This is a genomic window from Maribacter luteocoastalis, from assembly GCF_048890225.1.
In the GTDB taxonomy this organism is placed as follows: Bacteria; Bacteroidota; Bacteroidia; order Flavobacteriales; family Flavobacteriaceae; genus Maribacter; species Maribacter luteocoastalis.
In genome coordinates this window covers 670,851-692,270 of sequence record NZ_JBMFZG010000003.1, presented here as the reverse complement: position 1 = coordinate 692,270, position 21,420 = coordinate 670,851, and the positions used below count along the sequence as shown (strand labels likewise).

Here is a 21,420-nt window from a genome sequence, read left to right as displayed (position 1 = left end):
GGAAGAGGCGACGACATGTGAATTGATTAGGAGAATAGTTAAGAAGTGCTATGAGAACGCACTGAAGGACAAATGTATTTTCCAAAAACCCTTGGTTATGGAAGACATCTTTCCTTAGTTCAACATGGTGATGATACCCTAAAATAGGCACTTCTGCGGAAGTTGGTCAGTTGCACCCTCCTAAAGTCGGTTGCAATGACCAACCACCTCGAGTGCGCGACAAGAGCTTTCCATGGCAAGCACTTGCCTTTGGCCATTCTGAATTATATCAAATGATAAAATTAGACTACTGTAAAAATTAATAAATCATTATCTTAAGAGTCTGGATTACTTTAAATGGCAAAATTACAATATCCAAGATGGTTCAGAATTTTAAAATACAATATGAATTGTATGTGGTATCATGTTTTGTTTCCACTTGGTCAAGAAGAGGACAGCCTTATTACAGATTTGAAAAAGATGACAAAAAACCATAAGTCAAAATATAAGGAATAATCCCCCTGCGGAAGTTGGCCAGTTGCATCCTCCTAAAGTCGGTTGCAATGACCAACCTCCTCGGGTGCGTGACAAGAGCTTTCCATTGGCATCACTCTAATCTTGCATTTTAAAGCCCCTTGCAACATCCAGACATGCTTTAAAATCACAAGTTTCGCTTGCCATGGAAAGCACTTGCCTTCGGCCATTCCAACCATCGTTAAAGGCCATAATTTTATTATCTTTAAAGTAATAATTGAATAGGTAATGAAAAATATTATTCTTTTGATTTTCTCTTTTTTTCTTCTGGCATCTTGTCAAGATGATGATTTCTCATTAGAGAATAGGGAAGAAACAATAAAAGGGCAATGGAGTTTTAGGGTAATTACCTTGACTCCGGCAATTGACCTTAATAATGACGGTATTCCAAATACCAATGGATTTGAAGAAGTTGAAACCTGTGTATTGGACGACTTATTCTTTTTTGGCGATACTGGTGGAGAATCCAATGTATTTAGAATTGATGAAAACGCCAGTCGATGTAATGACACCCCACAGGGAAGTACCACCAAGTTTCGTGACAATTATATGTTCAACGACGATAAAACGATTTTAAACTTTGTCGAAAGTGACATCACATATTTTATTCAAGAAATATCCGAAACCACCTTGGAAATAGAATTTGATGAAGTGATTGAAGGGCAGACCATTCGTGTGAACTACATTTTTTCACGGGATTAGTTTATACTTTAATAACAGCGCCAGAACTCTTGTCTGACCAAATTCCATCACTATCCTGAACTTCGATTTCAAAATCTTGGTCTAAATAACGTAGGCGGCTTTCCCTAGCTTCTTCCTCTAAGCGCCAGTAAATGTCCCCTTGGGTATTGGTTTCCATTTCATTAAAATTCCTGATAATTGTTACCCACCGATTGTCCTGACGATTATATATCCGGAGTCTGATCGTAGTTATGGTTGCACCATCAAAGGCTTGAGACTCGCCAAAACCAGCCCTTTTGATATACATTCTCACACGGTAATCGCAGCCATTTAAGCCACCACAATTGACATTCTCTTTTTCTGCTCTACCAAATGCCAAAGGTTTCCTATTCACATTCACCACGATGTTCTCGACGTTTGTGTTACCTAGATTGTCCCGTACCGAAACCGTAATGATATGGGTGCCATTGGCATAATCCGTAGGGGTGTAATTGAAGGTATTATTGCCTGTGGAAGCAGGAAGGTAAATACCAGGACTAATTACACCGAAATTGAATGTGCCGTTCTGATCGGTGACCAGTTGAATCTCATAATTCACATTCAAATTGGCCCTATCAGGATTAATGACCACATTAAAACTTTCGGTCAATGTTTCTTTAATTGAGAGGTTGGCCGGTACACTAATTTGAAATCCAATAGTGTTAAAATTAATATTTATGGTTTTATCTTCAGTTATATTGTTTGATGATACTACTCTAAATGTCACTTGATGATTCCCTACGGAATTACCAGTATAAGAACCATTAAATGTTCCTGGTATATTTGTCAAAGCAATATTTTCACCGGGGTTGTAATCTAATCCACCAATAGTCAACACTCCATCGCCGTTGCTGGAATAGGTCATATTGTAGGTCAACGCTTCTACACCTTGTTGATTTAAAGTAAAGCTTAATGGTATGGTTTGAAATACAAAATCATTGGTATTGGCCGCAACTATATCCAAATTGAAATCAGTCGCTTCTACCTCAATGAATAACCGTATTTCCTCTTCTTGACCCGTAATGTTTTTAGTAAAGAAAGTCATATCGACCCTGCCAGCCTTTGTGGCTACAAAACTCCAAGTGTAATTGCCAGGACCTTCTGATGTTTCATAGTAAGTATTCGGCGCCAACTGGGTACCATTTGAACCACGAATTAAACCTTCCCCTTGGTTTATGATATAGCGGGATTCATAGGTTGTAGCACCTATACCAGTTTGGTTTATTATGAAATTTAGATTTGTAGTTTCTGTTATGAACAATTCATTGTTCGAAGCACTACCTGAAAAATTAAAGTCGATACTAACAAAATCAATTTCAGTACTGATTTCTTTTTCTATGTTAGAGCTCGATTTTACTTTGAAGTTCAATGTATGCCTTCCCTCGCTTATACCGGTATAGGTAAGTGCATTGGATTCTTCTGTAAGTGTGAACTGTTGACCAGCTGTGTAATCCTGCCCAGTTATTCTCATGGAGCCTGTGCCTGTAGAGGAATAGAAACCTGAGTAGGTGTCTCCTGTAGCTCCTAATTCGTTAATTAAAAGAGTAATATTTATTGAACTGCCCACGAAAGCTTCAATAGTGGCTGGTGTGACTGTCAGGTCATAATCTCGTGCGGACACTGCAATAGTGAGTTCACGTTGTCTTTCAACACCTGTTTCATTTCTGACGAAGAATATCAATTCTATAGTACCTGATGTACTGGATTCAAAATCCCATGAAAAATTACCAGTAGGTACTGGGGTAAATGTATTTGGAGCGACTGTTTCACCTCCTGAAGAAATCGTGCCACTACCTGATACGATTTCATATCTCATTTGATAGGAAGTTCCCGAAGGATTGGATTCTGTGATGTTGAAATTTAAATTTGTGTTTTCGTTTATGTCAATTTCATTTTTTTGTGGAGAAGCAGTGAAGGAAAACTCAATTTCTTCCACAATAATGCTTAAGGTGTCTTTCTGTGTTTGACCGTTTTGGTCCCTAGCTTCAAAAATCAATTTGTTGATACCAGTTTCTTTGAATTCCCCCTTTAAATTAAAAGAACCGGGTAGCATTTCTACAAATTTCCCAGTTTCAATTGGGATTTCTGATTCTTCTTCCTCATTGACCAAATTTAAATTTCCAGACCCTTGGATAAAATATATGTTTCGCTCATACGAGGCTTTTTCATCAAATCCAGTATTGGTTAGAAGCAATGAAATAGGTACTTCTTCATTAATGTTGATGGTGTTGGTAGTAGTAGAAGCCTTCCAGATGAAAGGATTATGCTCTACCAAATAATTTAAGGTTACCGTTTTCTCCAATCCATCGCCATCGGAAAACGTTACCTCGACTTCCTTTGAACCAATTGTAGTTGCCATGAAGTCAAGTGAAAATGTCAATTCGTTTAGGGGTATCCACTCCCTTTGTGCAAGGATTGATCGATCCATTACAAAGTTTCCTGAACCATCTTTCGACTCATACTTAAATTGATACGATTGCGTATGTACCAAACGTTCTGGAACCAGAGAAAATGAAGTGTTCTCGGGAAGGTTAATTGTCGCTTTATCCCTATAATTCATTGAAATAATATAGTCGAAGCTGCTAATAATCTCAACATCTTTGTCACAAGTAGTGAAAATGAATAGACATAAAAGACCAATTAGTGGGGTAATTTGTTTTTTCATATGTTCTCAATTTTTGAAGGACTAGCCCTAAAACAATATATATCGTATACCAACCCCGCCGAAAAAGGCAAATTGACCTAAATCGCTTGAAGGATGGTAGTATTGATTAACTTTTCCAATTATTGAAAATGACTCTGTAAAATAAAAATCCAATTCAGCACCAACAAAACCGCCATAAATGAACTCAGAACTGTTGCTCACCAAGGCTCCCGTAGCAAGTTCCTGTTGCCCATTATTCACGATTTCATATCCGACTACTGGTCCAGCTCCCAAGGAAGTAGTAAACTTTCTATTGAGCGCTTCAATGATATTATTGAAATAGCCAATATTTAAGGTGAAATTGTTGTAGGGAACAGTGTATCCCTGTTGATTATCCTCCGCAAAGGATAGGAAGACGGCTCCCTGAATGTATTTGAACCTATTTAAATAGTAGTTATATCCTGCATTTATACCATAACCATCTTCAACTATCCCACCGGTCAATTCCAAGCTACTGGCGTAATTTTGTGCTTTTAATTGCTGCCCTCCAAGAAAAAAGGAAAGTATACCAATTAATAGGTAAGTATGTCTTTTGATTATCCTCATTTTCCAAATTTTTTAGGGCGATTTATCAATCCGTGTTCAATGTCAAGACTAATATTTCTATTTCCATTTAACTCATCCAATTCCAATACGAGGTGCTTGTTCCTATCCAAGGTGAACTTTTCAAAAATTAAGACAAAGGAGGCCGAGGTATTGCCCTTGACCCTTGTGGGCTGTCCATACCTATATAAAGGCTGAAATTCGCTTTTTTGGTTACTATTACTTTGTTTGTAATTGGTGCCAATAAAGGATTTGAGGAAATTGATATCCAAATCTATAGGCTCTTTGTTCTCTAGGGTAAATAGAAAATAAAGCTCCTCACGATCATAATAAACTCCTTTTAACCAAATAAAAACATCCCCGACTTTTGAAAAATATCGTGCTATATTACCCTTATCTGAAATGTGATTCTCACATTTTTGTTCTAAATAGGCGATTCTGTCTTCATCATATAAGGAAGTTGATAGTGGGGTAATTTTAAAATTTTCTCCTCCGTCATTAGCCAATGTTTCAATATCGTTTGGTAGTGCGATTTCCTCTATTTTGATGATTTCTGCATCAGTCCCATCTGAATGATTTATCGGCAAATGGCTTTCGGAGAAATTGTCGGCCATATTCTTACTGATTTTCCATCTTTTAGTTTCAGGAATAGCTACCAGATCTAAAATAAAATCGTAAGCCATTCCGTCTTTTGTATATAATGTATAATTGGTATAGTCCTGTTTGACTGGTGCAACATCGTTATAGGCAAGCATTACGATATGGGCGGCCTTTTCGGAAGTACTCTTCGGGAAAGATTCAATAAAGTTCAAATCCTTGCCATTAATGGAAAAGGAAAAGGGTTCCGGTAAAACCAAAATGGTTTTATAATCCTTTGAAACCTGTATGGTATCGGTTTGTCCGAACATAACATCGAAAAAACCGATGATAAAAAATATAAGGTAAATATGCCTCATTCGATTGTCATTAAAAGTTCATGATCGTTGATCAATAGAATTTTATCTCTTTCCCTTAGTTTTTTCCTTTTTAAAAAAGAGCCTAGGCCTGTCACCAGACTGCTTACATTCCCACCCAATTCAGTGGTTAATTCGGTCACCGCCCTATTTTGGGATTCAGCCATGTACTCCCCCCAAAGGCCTCCAGCTCTTTCACTATAAATACCTTCCATGCCATCCCTAAAATCTTTTAATGTTGCCTTTATTGGTATATGGTTTATGTTGTCCGTATCCAATAGCACACGATTTCCCTGTACAGATGCGAGTGCATAAAAAAATGTATTCTTTGGAATAATTTTGCCATCATACTTAAAATCTTCCGATACAATAAGTTGAACCCTATCATCGGGCAAAACAAATTGATCTCGGTATACTTTTACCTTGGCTTGAACTAAATTTGATTTTGGAGTACTCTTTTCAGATAATAGTGAAGGTGGATTAGGATTATTGGTTTCGAGCATTTTTTCCTTACCCTCACGCAGTAATTCCCTGTAATTAATGCGAGCTTCCAAAGTTTCATTCATTTTACCACCTTGTCCTTTGTTGCTCTCCATACCCTTTTTTTCTTGAGTTGGGCTTGTTTCAGATATAACAGTTTGATTTTGTTCTAAGTCAAAAGAAATATCTTCCAATTCCTTTAAAACTTTTTTTAATGAATCCTCTTTTTGGGCTTTTTCAAGCAATTCAGGAGAGCTTTCAGGAATAGAATGTTGGTTACCTTCTTCCGTAGAGGATTGTTTCCATAGTGCCTCGTCTTCCAACTGGGTTGATTTTTTTGTATTTGGTGAAGGAAGGGTAGAATTAAATCCTTTTGATTCTTTTGAGTCCAAGGACATGGATTTATAATCCTTTATATTTTCAATAACAAAGAAACTGCTGAGTACTAAAACTATAGGCAATGCAATGGACAGGGTTTTATGTTTAACCACCCAATCCTTAAAATCATCTATTTTAGATTTCACGTCTCTCATTACTTACTTTGTTACATCTGAATTATCGATTACCTCAAAGTCCATAATTTTCATTCCGTTTAAATTATTAGCCGTTATCCCTGTTTCTTTTACAAATCCCCTAGAAAACAAATTTCTATAGGTAGTATTTTTTCCTTTCTCTATTGACTGTTTCCCATAGTAGGTAAAGGGAAATGGATACTTTGAGTAATCTACTACAACTGAATCAAGTTCAATAAGATAGCGATAGTCATTCATAACAACATCGTGGAAATATTTTTTTTCGACCAATCGAACATATAACCGTTTACCGGAGTTGTCGATCATATAAAGTGCCCTTTTTTCTATGTTATTTCTAATATGATTTAAGTCTGGCTCAAGGGAGAAAAAAAGCTCGTGAAACTGGCGAATATGTCCTTCGGTAAGCAACCGAAGCTGCTCTCGGGAGTCTGTGATAGGTTCAATGGGTGTCCGTAGGCCTCCTTGGATGACATAGGCATTAAAGCGAGCCTGTTTATGTGCATTATGTATTAGAACCATTGAAACGATTGCCGTTATCAGTACCACTCCTAAGGCTAAATAAACCAAACTTCGATTTCTCTTTTGATTCCGTTCGATATCATTAAAAATGTAATACTCATGTTTCATATTCTTATTGTGTTAAGGTTCGTATGCCCTTTGATGCACCTCCAGTTTTGGCATCGATTACAGTATTAATTGCCTTTTTTCCATAGTGTTTAGGTTTCGAGACCATATTGCCGCCAGAAATATTCAACCCTTGAACGACAAAATTGGCTAGGGTAGGGGCTTTGATATAAAAAAACGAGGTCATTAATATTAAAAGGGAAGCGGTTAGGACTATACCAATATCTTTAGCATTGTTTTGAAGCAAATGGGTGGTCAATAAATCGACTAATTCCACCATAAATGCGTCTACAACGTATAACATTGGAACCCATAGACAAACACTCATAAATTTTTGGAGCCATGCTTTAAAAAGTCCAGAAAGGGCCGGGATAAAGGAAAGGCCAATATTTATAGGTCCAAAAATGATCAGAATGAACAAATAAATAATAGAGAGTGACTTGATACCCACAAAAATTATAGACGACACCACATGGGCAATTGAAGTTATACCGCCCGAAAGTCCCGCCATTGCAAGAGATTGTAGGGCATTTAAATCAATACTCAATAAATTCCATTCCGCTGTGGATTGTGCAAAGGACTCTATTTGAGCTTTTGCCACCTTCATATTAATAGTGTCCCAATTTTTTTCAGTGCCAATAAAGGATTTTCCCAAGTTGTCATAAAACTCGAAAATGGCAAAAGCAAACACTTCGTAATTGAATAGTATAAACAGCAAGGGAAACCATTTTAGGGCTTTCCAAACATCACCCCTGTCTTGACTTGCAAAATGCTGTATTGCAAATATGCCAAGACCTATTTTTGCAAAATGGAAACCAACCGATAAGGTCGGGCCCAATGAATCAAAAGCCTCCTGAAGGTATTCATCAAAAAGTGTATTGACCAAGAAACGGAAACCGGAACTTTCTTGCATGATGGAATTAATTTACAGTAATTACCGTTTGAACGGCCTTACGATGTTCGTTTCTTTGTGCTAATTTCTTGTTGAGTTCGATTACACCGTTCAGAACACCTTCCATTTTTTGTACAATAGTTTGAAGTTGGGTCAGGCGTGCTGAAGGATCTATCAATTCAGGTGTTGAAGCCATAGTTTTTGCATGCACGAGCAGGGTTGATAAGCTTTCAATCATTTCACCTAAATAGTTCTGAGCTTCTTTATGCTCTTTTTCGGTTAAAAAACTATAGTCGTCCAAGTTTTTTTTCGCCCCACGATATGCTTCTAGAATTTTTTCTTTAATATTTATAAGTTGTGACATTTCAGGAGCACCCAGTACGAAACTTGCCGCTGTTCGTTTTGCAGCAATTTCTTGGGATATGTCTTTGGATGTACTAGTAGTTGCTGTCACGTTTTTTTGCATCAATTGGATTAAGGTTGCTATATTTCCATTTAATGAAGTTATCTGCCCTTGTAAGGCAAGAATGTTGGTGTTTAGAAGTGCAAGCTGACCATTTGCTGCAACATCGGTAACAGGGATTTGAGCAAAGTTTAATAATGGACTGAGAATGAGTATTATCACGATTTTTTTCATAAGGATTGGTTTTTGTTAGTTAGTTCTTTATAGTGAAGTGCTGTTTTTTTCCAATCGTTCTTATTTTTTTCCAATAGGGAATTGATAAGGGCTTTTTCATTGGGATTAGTTTCAAAGAGACATTTGGTAGAAATTGAGGTTTCTAGGCCATATACCCCTACCTTCTCTTTCCAGCAAATAGCAATTTCCCGATATTTTCTTTTTTCAGATATGTCTTTGTTTAAAGACAATACCATTTGTTTTTGCTTAGCGGTCAAGCCTAGAATTTCCTGAATGTCATCAAAGTCGTTGGAATACTCGGCCATGTCAAGCAACACCTTAATATGACTGTTTACTACAAGGGTTTTTCCTATATGTTTTGAAGTGATAAAATCGTCCACTTTTTGGGAAATAAAGATGGGTTGTCCCCCGTATTTCCTAGCCATTCGAGACTGCGCATTTAAGTATTGCGCCATGATTTCATTATCAAAAAGATTCCAAGCTTCGTCAACATTCAATATTTTGTTGATGCTTAATTTTTTGGGATCTTTAAGTTTTTTATTAAAGACATCCATCAACAAAAAGGAGATAATGGGAAATAATTGTTGATTTTCTATTAGGTTACCTAGTTTGAAGTAAATCCAACGTTCTTCGGTCAGCTTTGATATTCTTTCATCTTTGCTGTTTAAAAGATATTCACGGGGTCCTCCTTCAGCATAGTTCCCTAAAATCATTAAAGCCGTATTGGAATCAAAAGTTTGGGGGTTAATCTTATGCTTCCTCAGTAATACAGGTAGCGCTTCTACACAATAGCTATAAAAACTATTGAATCCATAATCTGATTGATTTTTATCTTTAGACTCTTGGTAATACCCACTGATTAAACGCTCAAAAATAGTTTGTTGGATAATGCTGTTTGAGGTAGTGTTCTTATCGCTGTTTTGATGACCCAAAATAAGCTTGAGCAACACAATCAATTGGGTCAATTTATGCTCTCCCAGTTGTAGGTTGTTTTGATTCATATGATAGTCCTGTTCGTCCAGGACAAAGGGATTGAACGAAAAAGGCCTATCGTCATCATGTTCTATGGTAACCCCGTCCAAATAGCCTGTTAGTTTATCATAGGAATTACCATTTTCCAATATGATAACTTCCGCACCTTCACGATACTCTGCATATAAGTAGGCATTCGCAAAATAGGTTTTGCCACCACCGGAGCCAGAAGCTATTAACATACCCCGATTAAAAATCCAATGATTTTTTTCTGGTTCCCTATATAGGCTTACCAACAAGGGTTTATGTGTGGCGCGGTCAATCATTCGAAGTCCATGCAAACCATGGACTGGATTTTTATATCCTCCTTCTGAGTAAAGTAGGGAAGCGGCCATTTTGGAAGACATTGGGCTATATAATTCTGAACTTATCCCGATAGCATTACCCAAAATTCCTGCAAAGAATAAGTTTTTTCTGTCCACAGAATTGGTTTTGACATGAACCCCTATTTTTTTGAAAGCTGATTTGATGGTATTGCACATCATTCCAAAGTCATCATGGTGCTCAGCATACCCCAAAACATTTAAATGGTAATAGACCAATTCTTGATGTTCTTCAATCAAATTTTGCTCAAATTGCTGTATTTGGTTTCTGTAGATACTGTTCTTGTCCCCTTTACGATTGTTTGCGTATTTGTTTAATCTTTTTGTTCGTTTCTTAAGATTGTTGATGCCGGCTTCTTTTGGAGGCAGGTATATATATTGGTTAATAATGTGTTCGTAAGGTATTTTGAACCCTAAAGAAAAAAGATTGCCAATAGGAAAGGGATGCTCATCAGAATGATACTTACCATAATAACTATGGTCAAAAATTGCCTCAGTTTCAAATTGGTCTAGATTTTCCAAAGTAAAAAACTGACCTTGTTTTTTTCCATTAAATAAGGTTGCATTTTCAAAATCAATATCAACACCGGCACCCTCTTCAAAAGTTGCTTCCAAATAATTCGAATAGTAACCATCTTTTTCAAATAAGTGCTCAAAATTTACTATTGTTGAGCTTAAGAGTTCACTTTCATTAATGAGTTGATTGATGGCCATTGCCTTTAATCTAAAAGCCTCCAAGACGGTCTTATCCGAATATTCTTTAGATATTATCCTATCGAACAATCCGTTTTTAACTTTTTTTAAATAACCATTGGCACCCAACGGATTGCTTTTGAAATAATTCTTAGGTACTAGATGTAGCCCGAGAAAAGAACGATGGTTCAAAAAGGGTCTATTAGTGAAATGTAACTCATCCTCGGATTCAAAAAAATCCCTGTCAATTCTCGTTTGGTCTAGTTTATACCGGTCGGTAAAGAACAAATCTTGTTTATGCACCAAAGTGTTTTCTCCCAAAGTGCTTATAATATTGGAGAATAGGCGATTGAATTTGGCATAGTCGTTCTTATCCAAAGAGAATATTTCTGGGAGCTTTAATTCTAAAGGAATACAAAGACACCCTTTTTCCTTGGATATCAGGATGGGTGATTCATATCCATAAATCGGGAAAGCATGCTTTAGGCTCAATGTATCCATTCCAAAAGTATTTTTTTGTTAACGGAACCTTTGATAAAAGTGGGTCTAGCTTTGTCAGCCCTAGACTTTAGATACCCACTTTCTCCATAGGAAAATGAATAGTAAAGCATTAGAAGAAAATAGCCACATGCAGCTATTAGGGATACTATAAATCCAATCAAGGTTGTAGTAAAAGCACCCAAGATCATTCCAAGCACAAGGGATAGGAATATGCCCTTAAAGGCTTGGTCTACATATTTAGCTTTTAAGCCAAAGTAGGTGACGTCCTTCTGCAGGGCCTTTGGTATAGGATAATATTTATCTTCCATGACTATCTAGAAAGGTTCTCGCCTATTTCCAATAGTCCATAGAAAATTACCAAGCCAACAATGATATTACCGACTTTTTTAGTCAGGTCTTGACTTTGTTCCCGAACAATCAAAAAGGTAACCGCAGCAATCGCTATTAAAACGGCCGCAGCAATTTTGATTATTCGAAAAATACTATTTCCTATTTGTGATGCGCCTTGCTCGGCAGCATTTACTTGATTCACCAACTCACTAATTTGCGCATGGCTTTCTAATGGGAGTGTTAATAGGATACCGCCAAAAAGTAGATACTTAATCTGGTGGTGGCTCACCTTCCTCTTTCTCAGGAAGGTCAACATTTCTGATAACCTTGAGTTTTTCATTTTTTTTAGGAATTAAGGATTCGGTATCTTTTTCAGACTTTCCAAAAATGTCTAACAGTTCTGTCCTGTGTACATTTTCATCAACTTGGTTGAGTAAATGGTCCATGTCTAAATCTTCAAAAGATGAATTATTTACAAATATATTAGAATTTTGCACATTTGAAAGAGAATTGGAATTTTTTTTCGTTTTGTTTTTTTTCAAAATAATAAACACGAGGATATACCAAAGAATGCATAGTGCACCAATGGTCAACCAAACGATATGTTCCCAATTCAAGTTCAAATGGTATGTAACAACCTTAATAAATCTTCCAACTCATTTGTATGGTAATGTTCAAGTACTTTTCGCATAATATCATTTCTTGACAGTTTTTTATGTAGCTTATAATTAACGGCCCTGGTTAATTCCTCATAGTCATCAAAACACTGTTGGCTCAACCTAAAGATAAATTGTTCTTTTCTGTCTGAAAAGTTTTCTTGCCCCAAAAGGTCTTCCAATCCTATAATCTTAGGATGTTCTTTGGTCACTTCTGTATGTTGATAGTTAGGTTTGGAAGAATCCGATAGTTCAACAGAATTACCATTTCTTTCACTATTCCCTGAATTTATAACGGGAACGGTTTCTTTATTGCGTTGCGCCTTTAAGCTCTTTAAAGTTTCTCCTGGATTAATATCATCGTTCATTGCCGACTTCAGTAAGCTGCTTACATTTATTTTTTTAGCCATGGTTAATCATTTAAAATTGTGATTACTTCGTTTATAAATTCATTCAGTTCCATTTCACCGTTTTCACGGGATTCAGGTATAGGTAGTAGGGTATTGCGATACTTCTCTCTATAAATAGTCCTGTCCATCACCACTGATTGCATAAGCGGCATGCCTGATTTTTCAAAACCTCGCCTTATTGCTGCAAACTTGTTTACTTTGATTTTTTCGTAGCGATTAAAGAACAAGTTGATTCCACGTAATACTCGACCATTGTTTTCTAAAAAATTATTTTTTAATGTTTTATAAAAGATTACGGTGCTATTGATTTCTAGTTCATCCAAAAAGAAAGGGATAAATATATGTTCTACATAAAGAAGCCCTTTTACCATTTCCTCGTTAAGATTACCGGGGAAGTCTAAAATGATGAAGTCAACGGTACCATAGTAGTTTTTAATAAGGGTATCTAACTCTTGCACAGTTGATTTTTCAATCGGATAATATTTAGCTGTTAGCTGTTCCGCTTCGGATAGTTCCTTTAAATCTCTTTGCCTTTTCTTGTAAACCGAGTATTGTGGATTATCCAAATCTATAAGAACCACTTTTTTAGCGTGCTTAAAGAATAAATTAGTAGCCAGTATAATATTAATGGTCGTTTTGCCACTACCTCCCTTTTCACTTGCACAGGATATAATTGTTGTTTTCATAGTATTAATTTTAGGCATCATGTGACCATAGGGCCATATGAACATATCGTCATATGATGCTATATAGGTTTGATTATATGTTTATAGCTGTAATGCTAACGTTATTGGACTATTGCTAGCACTAATGCTTTATTCAACTATAGGTACAGCTATTACAATATGTAACCAATGCTATACCTATTGATTTAGTACTTCAAATGAATAATGCCCTATAGCTATCTATATAGCATTTAATTAGTTGAAAAAATGCTGAAGAAATAGTAAGTGAATGTTGTTTTAATGTAAAGTTCTGATGTATTACAAGGAAGATTTGAATTCGTTCATAGCCCCTAGCATTTGAGATTCCATTTCAAGGAATTTCTTTTGAAGATCATCCTTATAGGCCATGTTTTCAATCAAACTACGTTTTGGCACAAATTCGTTATCAGGAAGTAAAATCCAGATTGGATTATAGCCTAAAGTATAGTAATAGAGGATAATTTTTATGGAATTGACAGTGGACATTCCTCGTTCAACGTTAACTAAAGTATTGCGGTCTATTTGGAGTTTTTCACTCAATTTGGTCAACGAAAATTCGCTGAAGCGTTTGTCTGAAATATCGTCTATTTCAATCAGTTCAAGTCGTATCTCTCGTAAACGTTCTCCAATATAACCTAAGTCCTTTGAGTCAAGTTTTATAATTCCTTCAATATCCATCATTCATAACTTTCTATAGGAAAAGAAGAAAAAGGCTCTTCCATTTCCGAATCATATTCTTCCTGCAATGTAATCAAAGTTTCTAAATCATCCACGGACAAGTTGTTTTGGAAGTCCTCCATGAAAGATTTGGCAGCTTTATCAGAGTTACTCATTGCACTAGCCATTTCACTATTTATTTTTTCTTCATCAAATATTACATTTTTCAAAACTTCACCGGTTAGCGATGAATATTCATTTTTCACTAAGTTGTCAACCTCACTCATTATATTTTCAAAGTTTTGGTTGGACACCTTCTCTATTTCGCTTTCAATAAGATGCTCTCTAATGATATCAGAGAATAATTTTCTTATTGCCTTTTTTGGGTCTCCACTGGATATTGCTTTCATTAGTCTATACTGATGTATAATGAGTTTGAAGCGCTTAGCCAGTCCTTTCATCTTAATGGTTTGAGCGGTGTTATAATTATGCTCATCTACACATCTAAAGAATAAGGTCTTGGTCAATGGTACTTGTCCACCCGCTTTTTTGAACAGCGATTCAAAAAATAAAACATCAAATGTATTGTCCATTTCCTGAACAAGCGTATCATATTGCAGTTGAAAGTCTTCGGGTATGAAATCCCTGATTATCGGAAGTTCATAGGCCATAGCCAACTTTTTCCCACTAATATCCGGTTCTAATTGTCCAAAACACTTCTTTTCCTTGATTTGATGCTCGAACGTATCCGCAACAATGCCTGCAAAATATCCAGTGGACATCGTCGCAATTTTACTTCGAGGTAATAAATCCATCATTTGTGTACTTATGTTGGTGCCAACATCATTGGAACTTGTGTTTTTGCTTATCTGCTCCTGGTGTATTTTACCGAATAGCTCATTCAACCTTCTTGCCGTTTCTCCCTTGGCAGCTCCACAGATGACATTTGCACAGTTATCGTAAATTACCTCCGCCATATCTTTACCGTAATCCAAAACTAACTGGGTGAAGCTTTGGATACCCAAAATAGTTGCTATTTTGTTTTCCCGACCCGTATCGATAATTGTTCGCAAAAGCATGATGAATAGTGTCGGCAGCTCATCTAATATTAAAGCCATGGGCCGTTTTTGGGGTTTGTTGACTTTTTTCATGAGTCCGTTCATATATAGACCCAATGCAGCGGAGTACACTTGTTTCCGTTCAGGATTGTTTTGTAATGATAGTATCTTTGGCTGGTCGGGATCGTTAATCTCCAAAGTAAAGTCATTGCCCGACATAACGTAAAATATCTCTTTAGTAGCCAATTTTGATAAACTGATTTGGACAGTACTTGTTTGACCGGATAGTTGTTCCATGGCTTTCTTTTCCAAGGCATCCTTAAAGGGCACCAAAATTTGACGCACTTCTTTGTCCTGCATCATAATTTTCATAAGCAGTTCCACTTTAACCGTAGAAAGTATCGAAAGATGTCCAGGAGTACATATATCCATTTCCAATTCATCTGCTTTCTTCTTCAAATACCAAATGCATGCCCCAGTAAAACTAATGGCGCTCCTAGAGAAATAGTCCTGTTTTTGAATCCATTCTGGATTCAAGTTTTTTAATAGGGTTTCAGCGATGTCAATAGCATCCGATTGGTTGTTTATAAGGTTCTGATGCATGGGATTACAACGGTGGGTCATTCGAAGATCATCAAAACAGATAAAGAACATTTCAGGATATTTGCCTAAAGAACTGGAGTCTTTTATTTTGGATTGCATTAAATAGCCGTAGGCTTTTTTAGTCAGGGAGTTGAATTTGAAATCATAAATGACCATCGCAAATCCTTTCCGTATCAATTGCCCCATTATTTCCTCGATAACGGAAAAGGACTTGCCACTGCCAGGGGTTCCAATTACCAATAGGGCACGAAATAAATTGACATAGTTTATCCAGCCTTTTCGCTTTTTGTTTCTATGGATATAAGTGTAAGGGATGTTTACGGAATGAGGGGTGTTGATATAATCTTCGTTCTGTAAAAACGTCTCATTGCGCTCATTAAAAGGATCGTTTTTTGATAAATTATCAAAAACCATAAGCTGAAACAAACGCATGCCATACGTCATAGTTCCTATATAGCCCAAGGCAAAAAGTAAGAATCCAAGCTTTTGGGTTAGTATGGTTACATTGATATGCCAACCAGATAATAGCAGTAATCCAATGGAGAGTAAGAAACCTATAAAAGTTGGTGTTTTGGATATTTTATCATCTCTTTTTGGTCTGTAAATCATTATGCCTCCCATTAAAAGCCCTATTATAATGCATCTTGACATAATCCCTGTTGCAGGTATATTGGAAGTTCTTAGGAAATTATAAATCGATTCAAGAATTTCCAGAGGTCCAAATAAATGTTCTATCAATGGGTAATATTCCACAGTTACAACAAGTAAAAAGTAGGCTGCTGAAAGATACATTCCCGAATAACCTTTATTTCTTTCTTCCATAACTTGCATTTTTGATGTTTTCTTGATGAACTACCTGTGATTTTTTTTCTTGGTAGAAAGAGATTATTTGGTCTCTTGATATCCATCGATAGGCTGTCTCACCGATATCACATAGTACCTTTTCTTCGCCGACCATCATTACTTTTCCAATGGGGGGATATTTGCTTAGGGACTTAAAGTTATGAACAGCCCAAAGGGTTTTGTTTATTCCCCTGGAAATAGAACTTACATCCTTAACTTGTTCATGGTTTTTAAACCATATCAAGTCCTCGTTCCAGTCTTTATGTAATAGCGGTTTTTGGATTTGAATCTTTGGGCATTCTAATGTATTTGTCAAAATCGAAAAGAACCCCTCCCAATACCAACTGGATCCATATTTACCAGGACCAAGGTGAAGAATGCTATCCAACTGTAATTCTATAATTAGTGTTTCTTTAAGGGAAATGATTTTCGCGGGTTGCAGATCAATTTGTTGATGTAAGATATTTAACTCCGTTTTAAGTTCTTCTCCTAGTAGCGCTATTTCATGGCCTTGTATTTGAAGTTTCACCACAAAATTTTGTCTATGTAGAACGAAATCATATTGTTTCTTTTCCCTACTCATGAGACTTTTAAGGAAATACATATCAAAATAGAATCCGGCTATATCATGGTCGAAACTTAGTTTTATGGGTAGTTTGCCCTCAGGGTCAATTTTGTTTTTCCATAAAAAAAATTGTTCCAGTTTCCTTTCGTCCAATTGCCCATTAAATGCCATGTAAAATAGATTTGGAAGACCTTTGGACTCATGATAGGCCATGGCATCGAAGCCACTTTCAAAACAGGCTAAGGCTTTTATGTTTGCTGTTGGATTGGATGTAAAGAGAAAATGGTATTGTGAATTCATTACTCTTCTAAACTTTTGAAGTTTATTTTTTTTAGGGCTCCAATATGGCTTGTTGAACAAGATGTAATTCTTAATGTTGCCTTCCGTGTCTGTTAAGGGCAAAGCAATGTTGGTGATTTGATTCCCTTTTGTAGTATTGTAAATTCCATTAAGTACTTTATTGTTAAAAGCCTCTGATTCTAAAGTTTTTAAACTTAAGCCCCTCTCTTTTACAATATAGTTCCACCTTTTAAGGGGTTCAATTAAAAAGGTAGCCTCCAAATTTGTTGATTTTTTGGTGCGTAACACCTTGTTAGTCTTCGCTTCGGAATAGTGACTAGCATTGATGGCTTCCAAGCCTACAGTGATAGCAGCGTAAAAATTATTAGAACGTTGAAGTAAATAACTAAAGAACCAACCTTTATCTTGGGTATCATTTCTATTGAAGTAGGAAACCGGATTACGCTTTGAGTTAAGAACAATACGTTCTTGGTCTTTTCCATATTCTTTTGATCCAACACTGGATTTAAGTAGAGCATAGCCCTTTACATGTAAATATCCAGAAAAGTCGACTTCTTCGTTGATTTTGGAAATGAGCATCCTATAATGCATCCTATTGTCTGCATAGTTTTTCATAAGTATAATGTGAGTTGATGATAGAACAATTGGCGATGTACCCATCAAGTAATTAAGATGGGGATAGAAAAAAGGCCGGAAGAAATTACCGGCCTATTACATTTCTAAATTTTCATTCGCTGGCTAGAACTCTTTTTTTTTTCGTCAGTAACTATCTCAAGATTTCTTGCCTTTTCCAGTTGCAGATTCTTCGTTATGAAAATCTCATTTCTAGGGGTGTAGGAAACCAAATATGGCTTGGTGCCTTTGGACTTTGTCTTGATTTTGATTTCAATTTCTTCCCCTTGGTTTAACGCCTTTGCTTGCGTGGCAGACAGTTTAGAACCATACAAATACGTGTTGGGTGTTAAAGCTGATTTTGTTCTGATATCCAGAAGTTTTGGTTCATAATAGGCTAGCTTTTCAAACAATTCACCATCCTTGGTAATCCCTTGAAGGAGAACCACTTCTTTTTTAGAGACCATACGTTCAAATTCATTGGGGCTAAACTTGTGGTTATAAGCCATGGCTTGGTCCAGAGTAACTTGATTTTTTCGTTTAAACTGTACAAACAAACGAGAACCCATATTGGGGTCATATACCATTTGAACCATTTTAGAAGTTTCTTTAAGCTCTCCGTCGGATAAGTAAGTGGAGACATGAAAATGTTCCTTTCCTTGAACTAAGTTATCCTTTACATTTTCAGGTAATTTTTCAAAACTGATATATTGCCCTTCTAGTTGCTCTTTCACATCACCGTAGGCATAACGTTGCGCAGGATTTTGTACTAGTTCCAACCATTTACTTTCTTTGTCTATGCTAAAGCGCTGTCCATCTTGTGTCAGAACATTCACCTTGCCTTCTTCTTCGTTGATAATATTTGCTTTTTGCCATCTTTGGTTCACTTTCACGAACACTTTTTCTAACTGATTTTCCATTTTTCAAATTTTAAATTAAGGATCATTTATAATTAGTAACTTTGAAATCCGGACATGACCTTTCCATTTTCATATCCGGAATTAAGGATCGAAAGGGGTGGGAGCACCCCTTTTTTTATACCGCTATTTTATATGCGCTAATCTCTCGTTGACTTGCATTGGTGCTCTGATTATATTCATATTGCCAATTTTGGGTTTGTGGTTTAATAATATCGATCATCTTTCCAAGGTAGTTCCTATAATAACTCCATAAGAAGTACCGTAAGGCGTTAATTTCAATGGGTAACTTGCATGCCACCATTTCTTTATGTTTTGAAAGAACCATGCTCTTTTGATTTACCAATGTATGGTCTACCACCTTGTTGAATTTTAAATAGTCCTTAGTAAGTGCCTGATTGTATTTTTGGATTTCTTTGTGCAATTGGGAAATTGCTTTTTCCGATTCTGGGTCAAATCTGATCATTAAATGATCTTTTTCAAGCTTAATAAAAAACTTTCCGTCATTGATACAGGATATTAACATCAAGTCATCAATGTAACCCTCAATTTTGCTGTTTCCGGTGAAACTTAACATCATTTTAGTCACTTTGGTTTGCTTATAGATTTGAACCAATATTTTACTGGTCTCATAATTGATGTTCTTGATGGCAAGATATACGGCGTTACTTAACTTGAATTTTTGTTGAAAGGAGATGGCTTCAATAGGATTATTGAAAACAATTAATTGCTGTATTTTTTTAGGAACTTGACTGAACCAAATAGACATACTTGTGTCACTTTCGGCAACAGGAAATGTTTTTGAGTCTTTTTGCTGTACGTGCCCTGTTAAATTGTTCGATAGATTGTAAAAGGGAAAATATAGGAGACCTTCCTTATCTTCAAATAATCGTTCTTCGAAACATACCTTCAAACTCTCATCTTCCAATAAAGATGAAGACTGCAAGGTTTTGGCAAACTCTTCAAAATGGTTAAAAGAATCGTTGACTATTTCTCCTTTGTTCAGCGTTAAATTGGCCAGTTGAAATTCTTTTTTACTGTTTAAATAGGAATAACATTCATCTACTTTGTTCCAAATGCCTTTAGAACTATCCTTTTCGGTTTTTGAACATCCCGTCAAAACCAAATCAAATACACGTAGTTTTTTTTCTGGCCTACTGCACATGTAATACAATTGACCGCCACCAGTATGGAATACCACCGCATGGTCCTTGCCCATGTGGTAAATCTTATGATTAGCTTCATTCTTGGTCATAGGATACCCGAAATAGTCCATTACGGAATTGATATTTAATTTATCATCCCATATTCTCCAAATATTATTCATAATTCAAATGTGTAAAAAATTAGTATAATTGTAAAATATTAATCAAATATAATTATTTTTGATTTCAAAACAAGTAATCCTCTAAAAAAATGGAAACCGGCAATAACATAAAAAATACTTTGCAGCGAATGTTCTGTTCATTAAGGGGACTATTCTCTCTTAATGGAGCGGTTAACAAAAAGGTAATGGGTATGCTAAATTCGGAAAACAGAACGTATTGGGCTTTGATGGCCTTGTTCTTCTTCCTTGTCATATGTAATGGTTTGTTCTCACGGTCAGAGAAGTTTTGCCGGAGTACTGATGAAAAATATACAGATAATACTCAAATGGGTTCGCTCTTACCTTCGGTTACCAAAAATACTTCTAGTGAATATTTATTACAGACCAAAAACTTCGAGCAAATTCAATTGTCACCGGAATTTTGGAAGCTCCCACTGGCACTAATAGACAGTATACCTTCCGCAAGCCCATTAAAAAGAAATGCTTTTTTCCTATCAAGTGCCTATGGTCTGCGACAGCACCCTATCAGGGAATCCAAAACACTTCATAACGGAGTTGATTTGGCCACAGTACAAGGAACCCCCATTTTCTCCAGCGCTGCCGGTACGGTTATCCAAGTAGGTTATGAGCCGAAGGGATATGGTTATTTTGTTCATATAAAACATTCCTTTGGATTTGAAACTTTGTACGGCCATTTAAGTGAAGTTGTCCTAAAAGCATCTACAGAGATTAGGTCCCAACAACTAATCGGTTATTCAGGAAACACAGGTTTTTCAACAGGTCCCCATTTGCATTATGAAGTCATAAAAAACGGGAAAGCCATAGACCCAATTCCATCCTTTGGTATGAAATATAAAATGTTCGAACAACGATTACGCACCTTAACAAATTAAAAATATAGAAAATGAAAAATGAAACACTCCTATTGACCGAGTCAACCCTCAGTTTTAGAAAGGAACATCCGGAAATGATACAACTATGGGAAAGGCAAATAGTGGAAGATACCTGTAACCCCGATTTACATTTTTGTTTATATGCCGTTGATAATTATTTACATCTACGTGCTAAGTTAATAGCCTGCGAGTACTTATATGATTTTGTCCTTAATGCACACATTGTTCATGCCGATTGGCAAAGTATCTATGTTCAAAACGGACACACAGATACAGAAGCTGTGGAGCTTGCCAATCAAGAAATACTTCAAATGTATGCTTCCATCAATCAAAATCCATTATCCAAAAAGGATAAAGTAGTAATTGAAATTTTAGATAAGGAATCCAATCAATAGGT

At 36.2% G+C, this 21,420-nt stretch carries 21 protein-coding genes; 3 read left to right on the top strand and 18 right to left on the bottom strand.

The window, feature by feature from the left end; genetic code table 11:
* Positions 1–741 precede the first annotated feature (741 nt).
* The gene (locus ACOCEA_RS10395) at positions 742–1,215 is read left to right on the top strand and encodes a hypothetical protein (protein WP_420756167.1); all 474 of its coding nucleotides are present in this window, start codon (positions 742–744) and stop codon (positions 1,213–1,215) included.
* Position 1,216: 1 nt separating this feature from the next.
* On the opposite strand, the gene ACOCEA_RS10390 is transcribed toward ACOCEA_RS10395, so the two are convergent.
* The 18 genes from ACOCEA_RS10390 to ACOCEA_RS10305 form a co-directional block, all read right to left on the bottom strand.
* Entirely contained in the window at positions 1,217–3,898 is a 2,682-nt protein-coding gene (locus ACOCEA_RS10390; RefSeq protein WP_420756166.1) for a TraQ conjugal transfer family protein, read from the bottom strand.
* A gap of 27 nt (positions 3,899–3,925) precedes the next feature.
* Positions 3,926–4,483, bottom strand: coding sequence for a conjugal transfer protein TraO (locus tag ACOCEA_RS10385; RefSeq protein WP_420756165.1), 558 nt, complete (start codon positions 4,481–4,483; stop codon positions 3,926–3,928).
* Complete coding sequence (locus ACOCEA_RS10380) at positions 4,480–5,436, bottom strand: DUF4138 domain-containing protein (RefSeq protein WP_420756164.1); 957 nt, start codon at positions 5,434–5,436, stop codon at positions 4,480–4,482. The genes ACOCEA_RS10385 and ACOCEA_RS10380 overlap by 4 nt, the downstream gene beginning before the upstream one ends.
* Positions 5,433–6,446 carry a conjugative transposon protein TraM gene (traM, locus tag ACOCEA_RS10375; RefSeq protein ID WP_420756163.1) on the bottom strand — a complete coding sequence of 338 codons (1,014 nt, stop codon included), beginning with the start codon at positions 6,444–6,446 and terminating at the stop codon, positions 5,433–5,435. The genes ACOCEA_RS10380 and traM overlap by 4 nt, the downstream gene beginning before the upstream one ends.
* Positions 6,447–6,449: 3 nt before the next feature.
* Complete coding sequence (locus ACOCEA_RS10370; protein ID WP_420756162.1) at positions 6,450–7,073, bottom strand: hypothetical protein; 624 nt, start codon at positions 7,071–7,073, stop codon at positions 6,450–6,452.
* Positions 7,074–7,077: 4 nt separating this feature from the next.
* A complete protein-coding gene (locus ACOCEA_RS10365) occupies positions 7,078–7,983 on the bottom strand; it encodes a type IV secretion system protein (protein WP_420756161.1) in 906 nt (301 codons plus the stop codon).
* Between the two features lie 7 nt (positions 7,984–7,990).
* Positions 7,991–8,599 carry a hypothetical protein gene (locus ACOCEA_RS10360; RefSeq protein ID WP_420756160.1) on the bottom strand — a complete coding sequence of 203 codons (609 nt, stop codon included), beginning with the start codon at positions 8,597–8,599 and terminating at the stop codon, positions 7,991–7,993.
* The gene (locus ACOCEA_RS10355) at positions 8,596–11,148 is read right to left on the bottom strand and encodes a TraG family conjugative transposon ATPase (protein ID WP_420756159.1); all 2,553 of its coding nucleotides are present in this window, start codon (positions 11,146–11,148) and stop codon (positions 8,596–8,598) included. The genes ACOCEA_RS10360 and ACOCEA_RS10355 overlap by 4 nt, the downstream gene beginning before the upstream one ends.
* Positions 11,136–11,456: a DUF4133 domain-containing protein gene (locus ACOCEA_RS10350; RefSeq protein ID WP_420756158.1), complete on the bottom strand. Its 321-nt coding sequence runs from the start codon at positions 11,454–11,456 to the stop codon at positions 11,136–11,138. Before ACOCEA_RS10350 ends, ACOCEA_RS10355 begins: the two co-directional genes overlap by 13 nt.
* A gap of 2 nt (positions 11,457–11,458) precedes the next feature.
* Positions 11,459–11,767: a hypothetical protein gene (locus ACOCEA_RS10345; RefSeq protein WP_420756157.1), complete on the bottom strand. Its 309-nt coding sequence runs from the start codon at positions 11,765–11,767 to the stop codon at positions 11,459–11,461.
* The gene (locus ACOCEA_RS10340; protein ID WP_420756156.1) at positions 11,748–11,924 is read right to left on the bottom strand and encodes a hypothetical protein; all 177 of its coding nucleotides are present in this window, start codon (positions 11,922–11,924) and stop codon (positions 11,748–11,750) included. Before ACOCEA_RS10340 ends, ACOCEA_RS10345 begins: the two co-directional genes overlap by 20 nt.
* Before the next feature lie 173 nt (positions 11,925–12,097).
* On the bottom strand, positions 12,098–12,544 hold the full coding sequence (locus ACOCEA_RS10335; protein ID WP_420756155.1) for a hypothetical protein: 447 nt from the start codon (positions 12,542–12,544) through the stop codon (positions 12,098–12,100).
* 2 nt (positions 12,545–12,546) lie between these two features.
* Positions 12,547–13,230, bottom strand: a complete 684-nt coding sequence (locus tag ACOCEA_RS10330; RefSeq protein WP_420756154.1) for a ParA family protein — start codon at positions 13,228–13,230, stop codon at positions 12,547–12,549.
* Between the two features lie 297 nt (positions 13,231–13,527).
* Entirely contained in the window at positions 13,528–13,929 is a 402-nt protein-coding gene (locus ACOCEA_RS10325) for a hypothetical protein (RefSeq protein WP_420756153.1), read from the bottom strand.
* Positions 13,926–16,388 (bottom strand): type IV secretory system conjugative DNA transfer family protein, encoded by a 2,463-nt coding sequence (locus ACOCEA_RS10320; RefSeq protein ID WP_420756152.1) that lies wholly within the window; start codon positions 16,386–16,388, stop codon positions 13,926–13,928. Before ACOCEA_RS10320 ends, ACOCEA_RS10325 begins: the two co-directional genes overlap by 4 nt.
* A complete protein-coding gene (locus ACOCEA_RS10315; protein ID WP_420756151.1) occupies positions 16,372–17,889 on the bottom strand; it encodes a hypothetical protein in 1,518 nt (505 codons plus the stop codon). The genes ACOCEA_RS10320 and ACOCEA_RS10315 overlap by 17 nt, the downstream gene beginning before the upstream one ends.
* 104 nt (positions 17,890–17,993) lie before the next feature.
* The gene (locus ACOCEA_RS10310; protein ID WP_420756150.1) at positions 17,994–18,806 is read right to left on the bottom strand and encodes a hypothetical protein; all 813 of its coding nucleotides are present in this window, start codon (positions 18,804–18,806) and stop codon (positions 17,994–17,996) included.
* A 115-nt stretch (positions 18,807–18,921) separates the two neighbouring features.
* The gene (locus ACOCEA_RS10305) at positions 18,922–20,130 is read right to left on the bottom strand and encodes a hypothetical protein (protein ID WP_420756149.1); all 1,209 of its coding nucleotides are present in this window, start codon (positions 20,128–20,130) and stop codon (positions 18,922–18,924) included.
* An 89-nt stretch (positions 20,131–20,219) separates the two neighbouring features.
* Here ACOCEA_RS10305 and ACOCEA_RS10300 point away from each other — a divergent pair, with 89 nt between their 5' ends.
* Positions 20,220–21,023 carry a M23 family metallopeptidase gene (locus ACOCEA_RS10300; protein ID WP_420756148.1) on the top strand — a complete coding sequence of 268 codons (804 nt, stop codon included), beginning with the start codon at positions 20,220–20,222 and terminating at the stop codon, positions 21,021–21,023.
* Between the two features lie 11 nt (positions 21,024–21,034).
* On the top strand, positions 21,035–21,418 hold the full coding sequence (locus tag ACOCEA_RS10295) for a hypothetical protein (protein ID WP_420756147.1): 384 nt from the start codon (positions 21,035–21,037) through the stop codon (positions 21,416–21,418).
* The last annotated feature ends 2 nt before the right edge of the window (positions 21,419–21,420 follow it).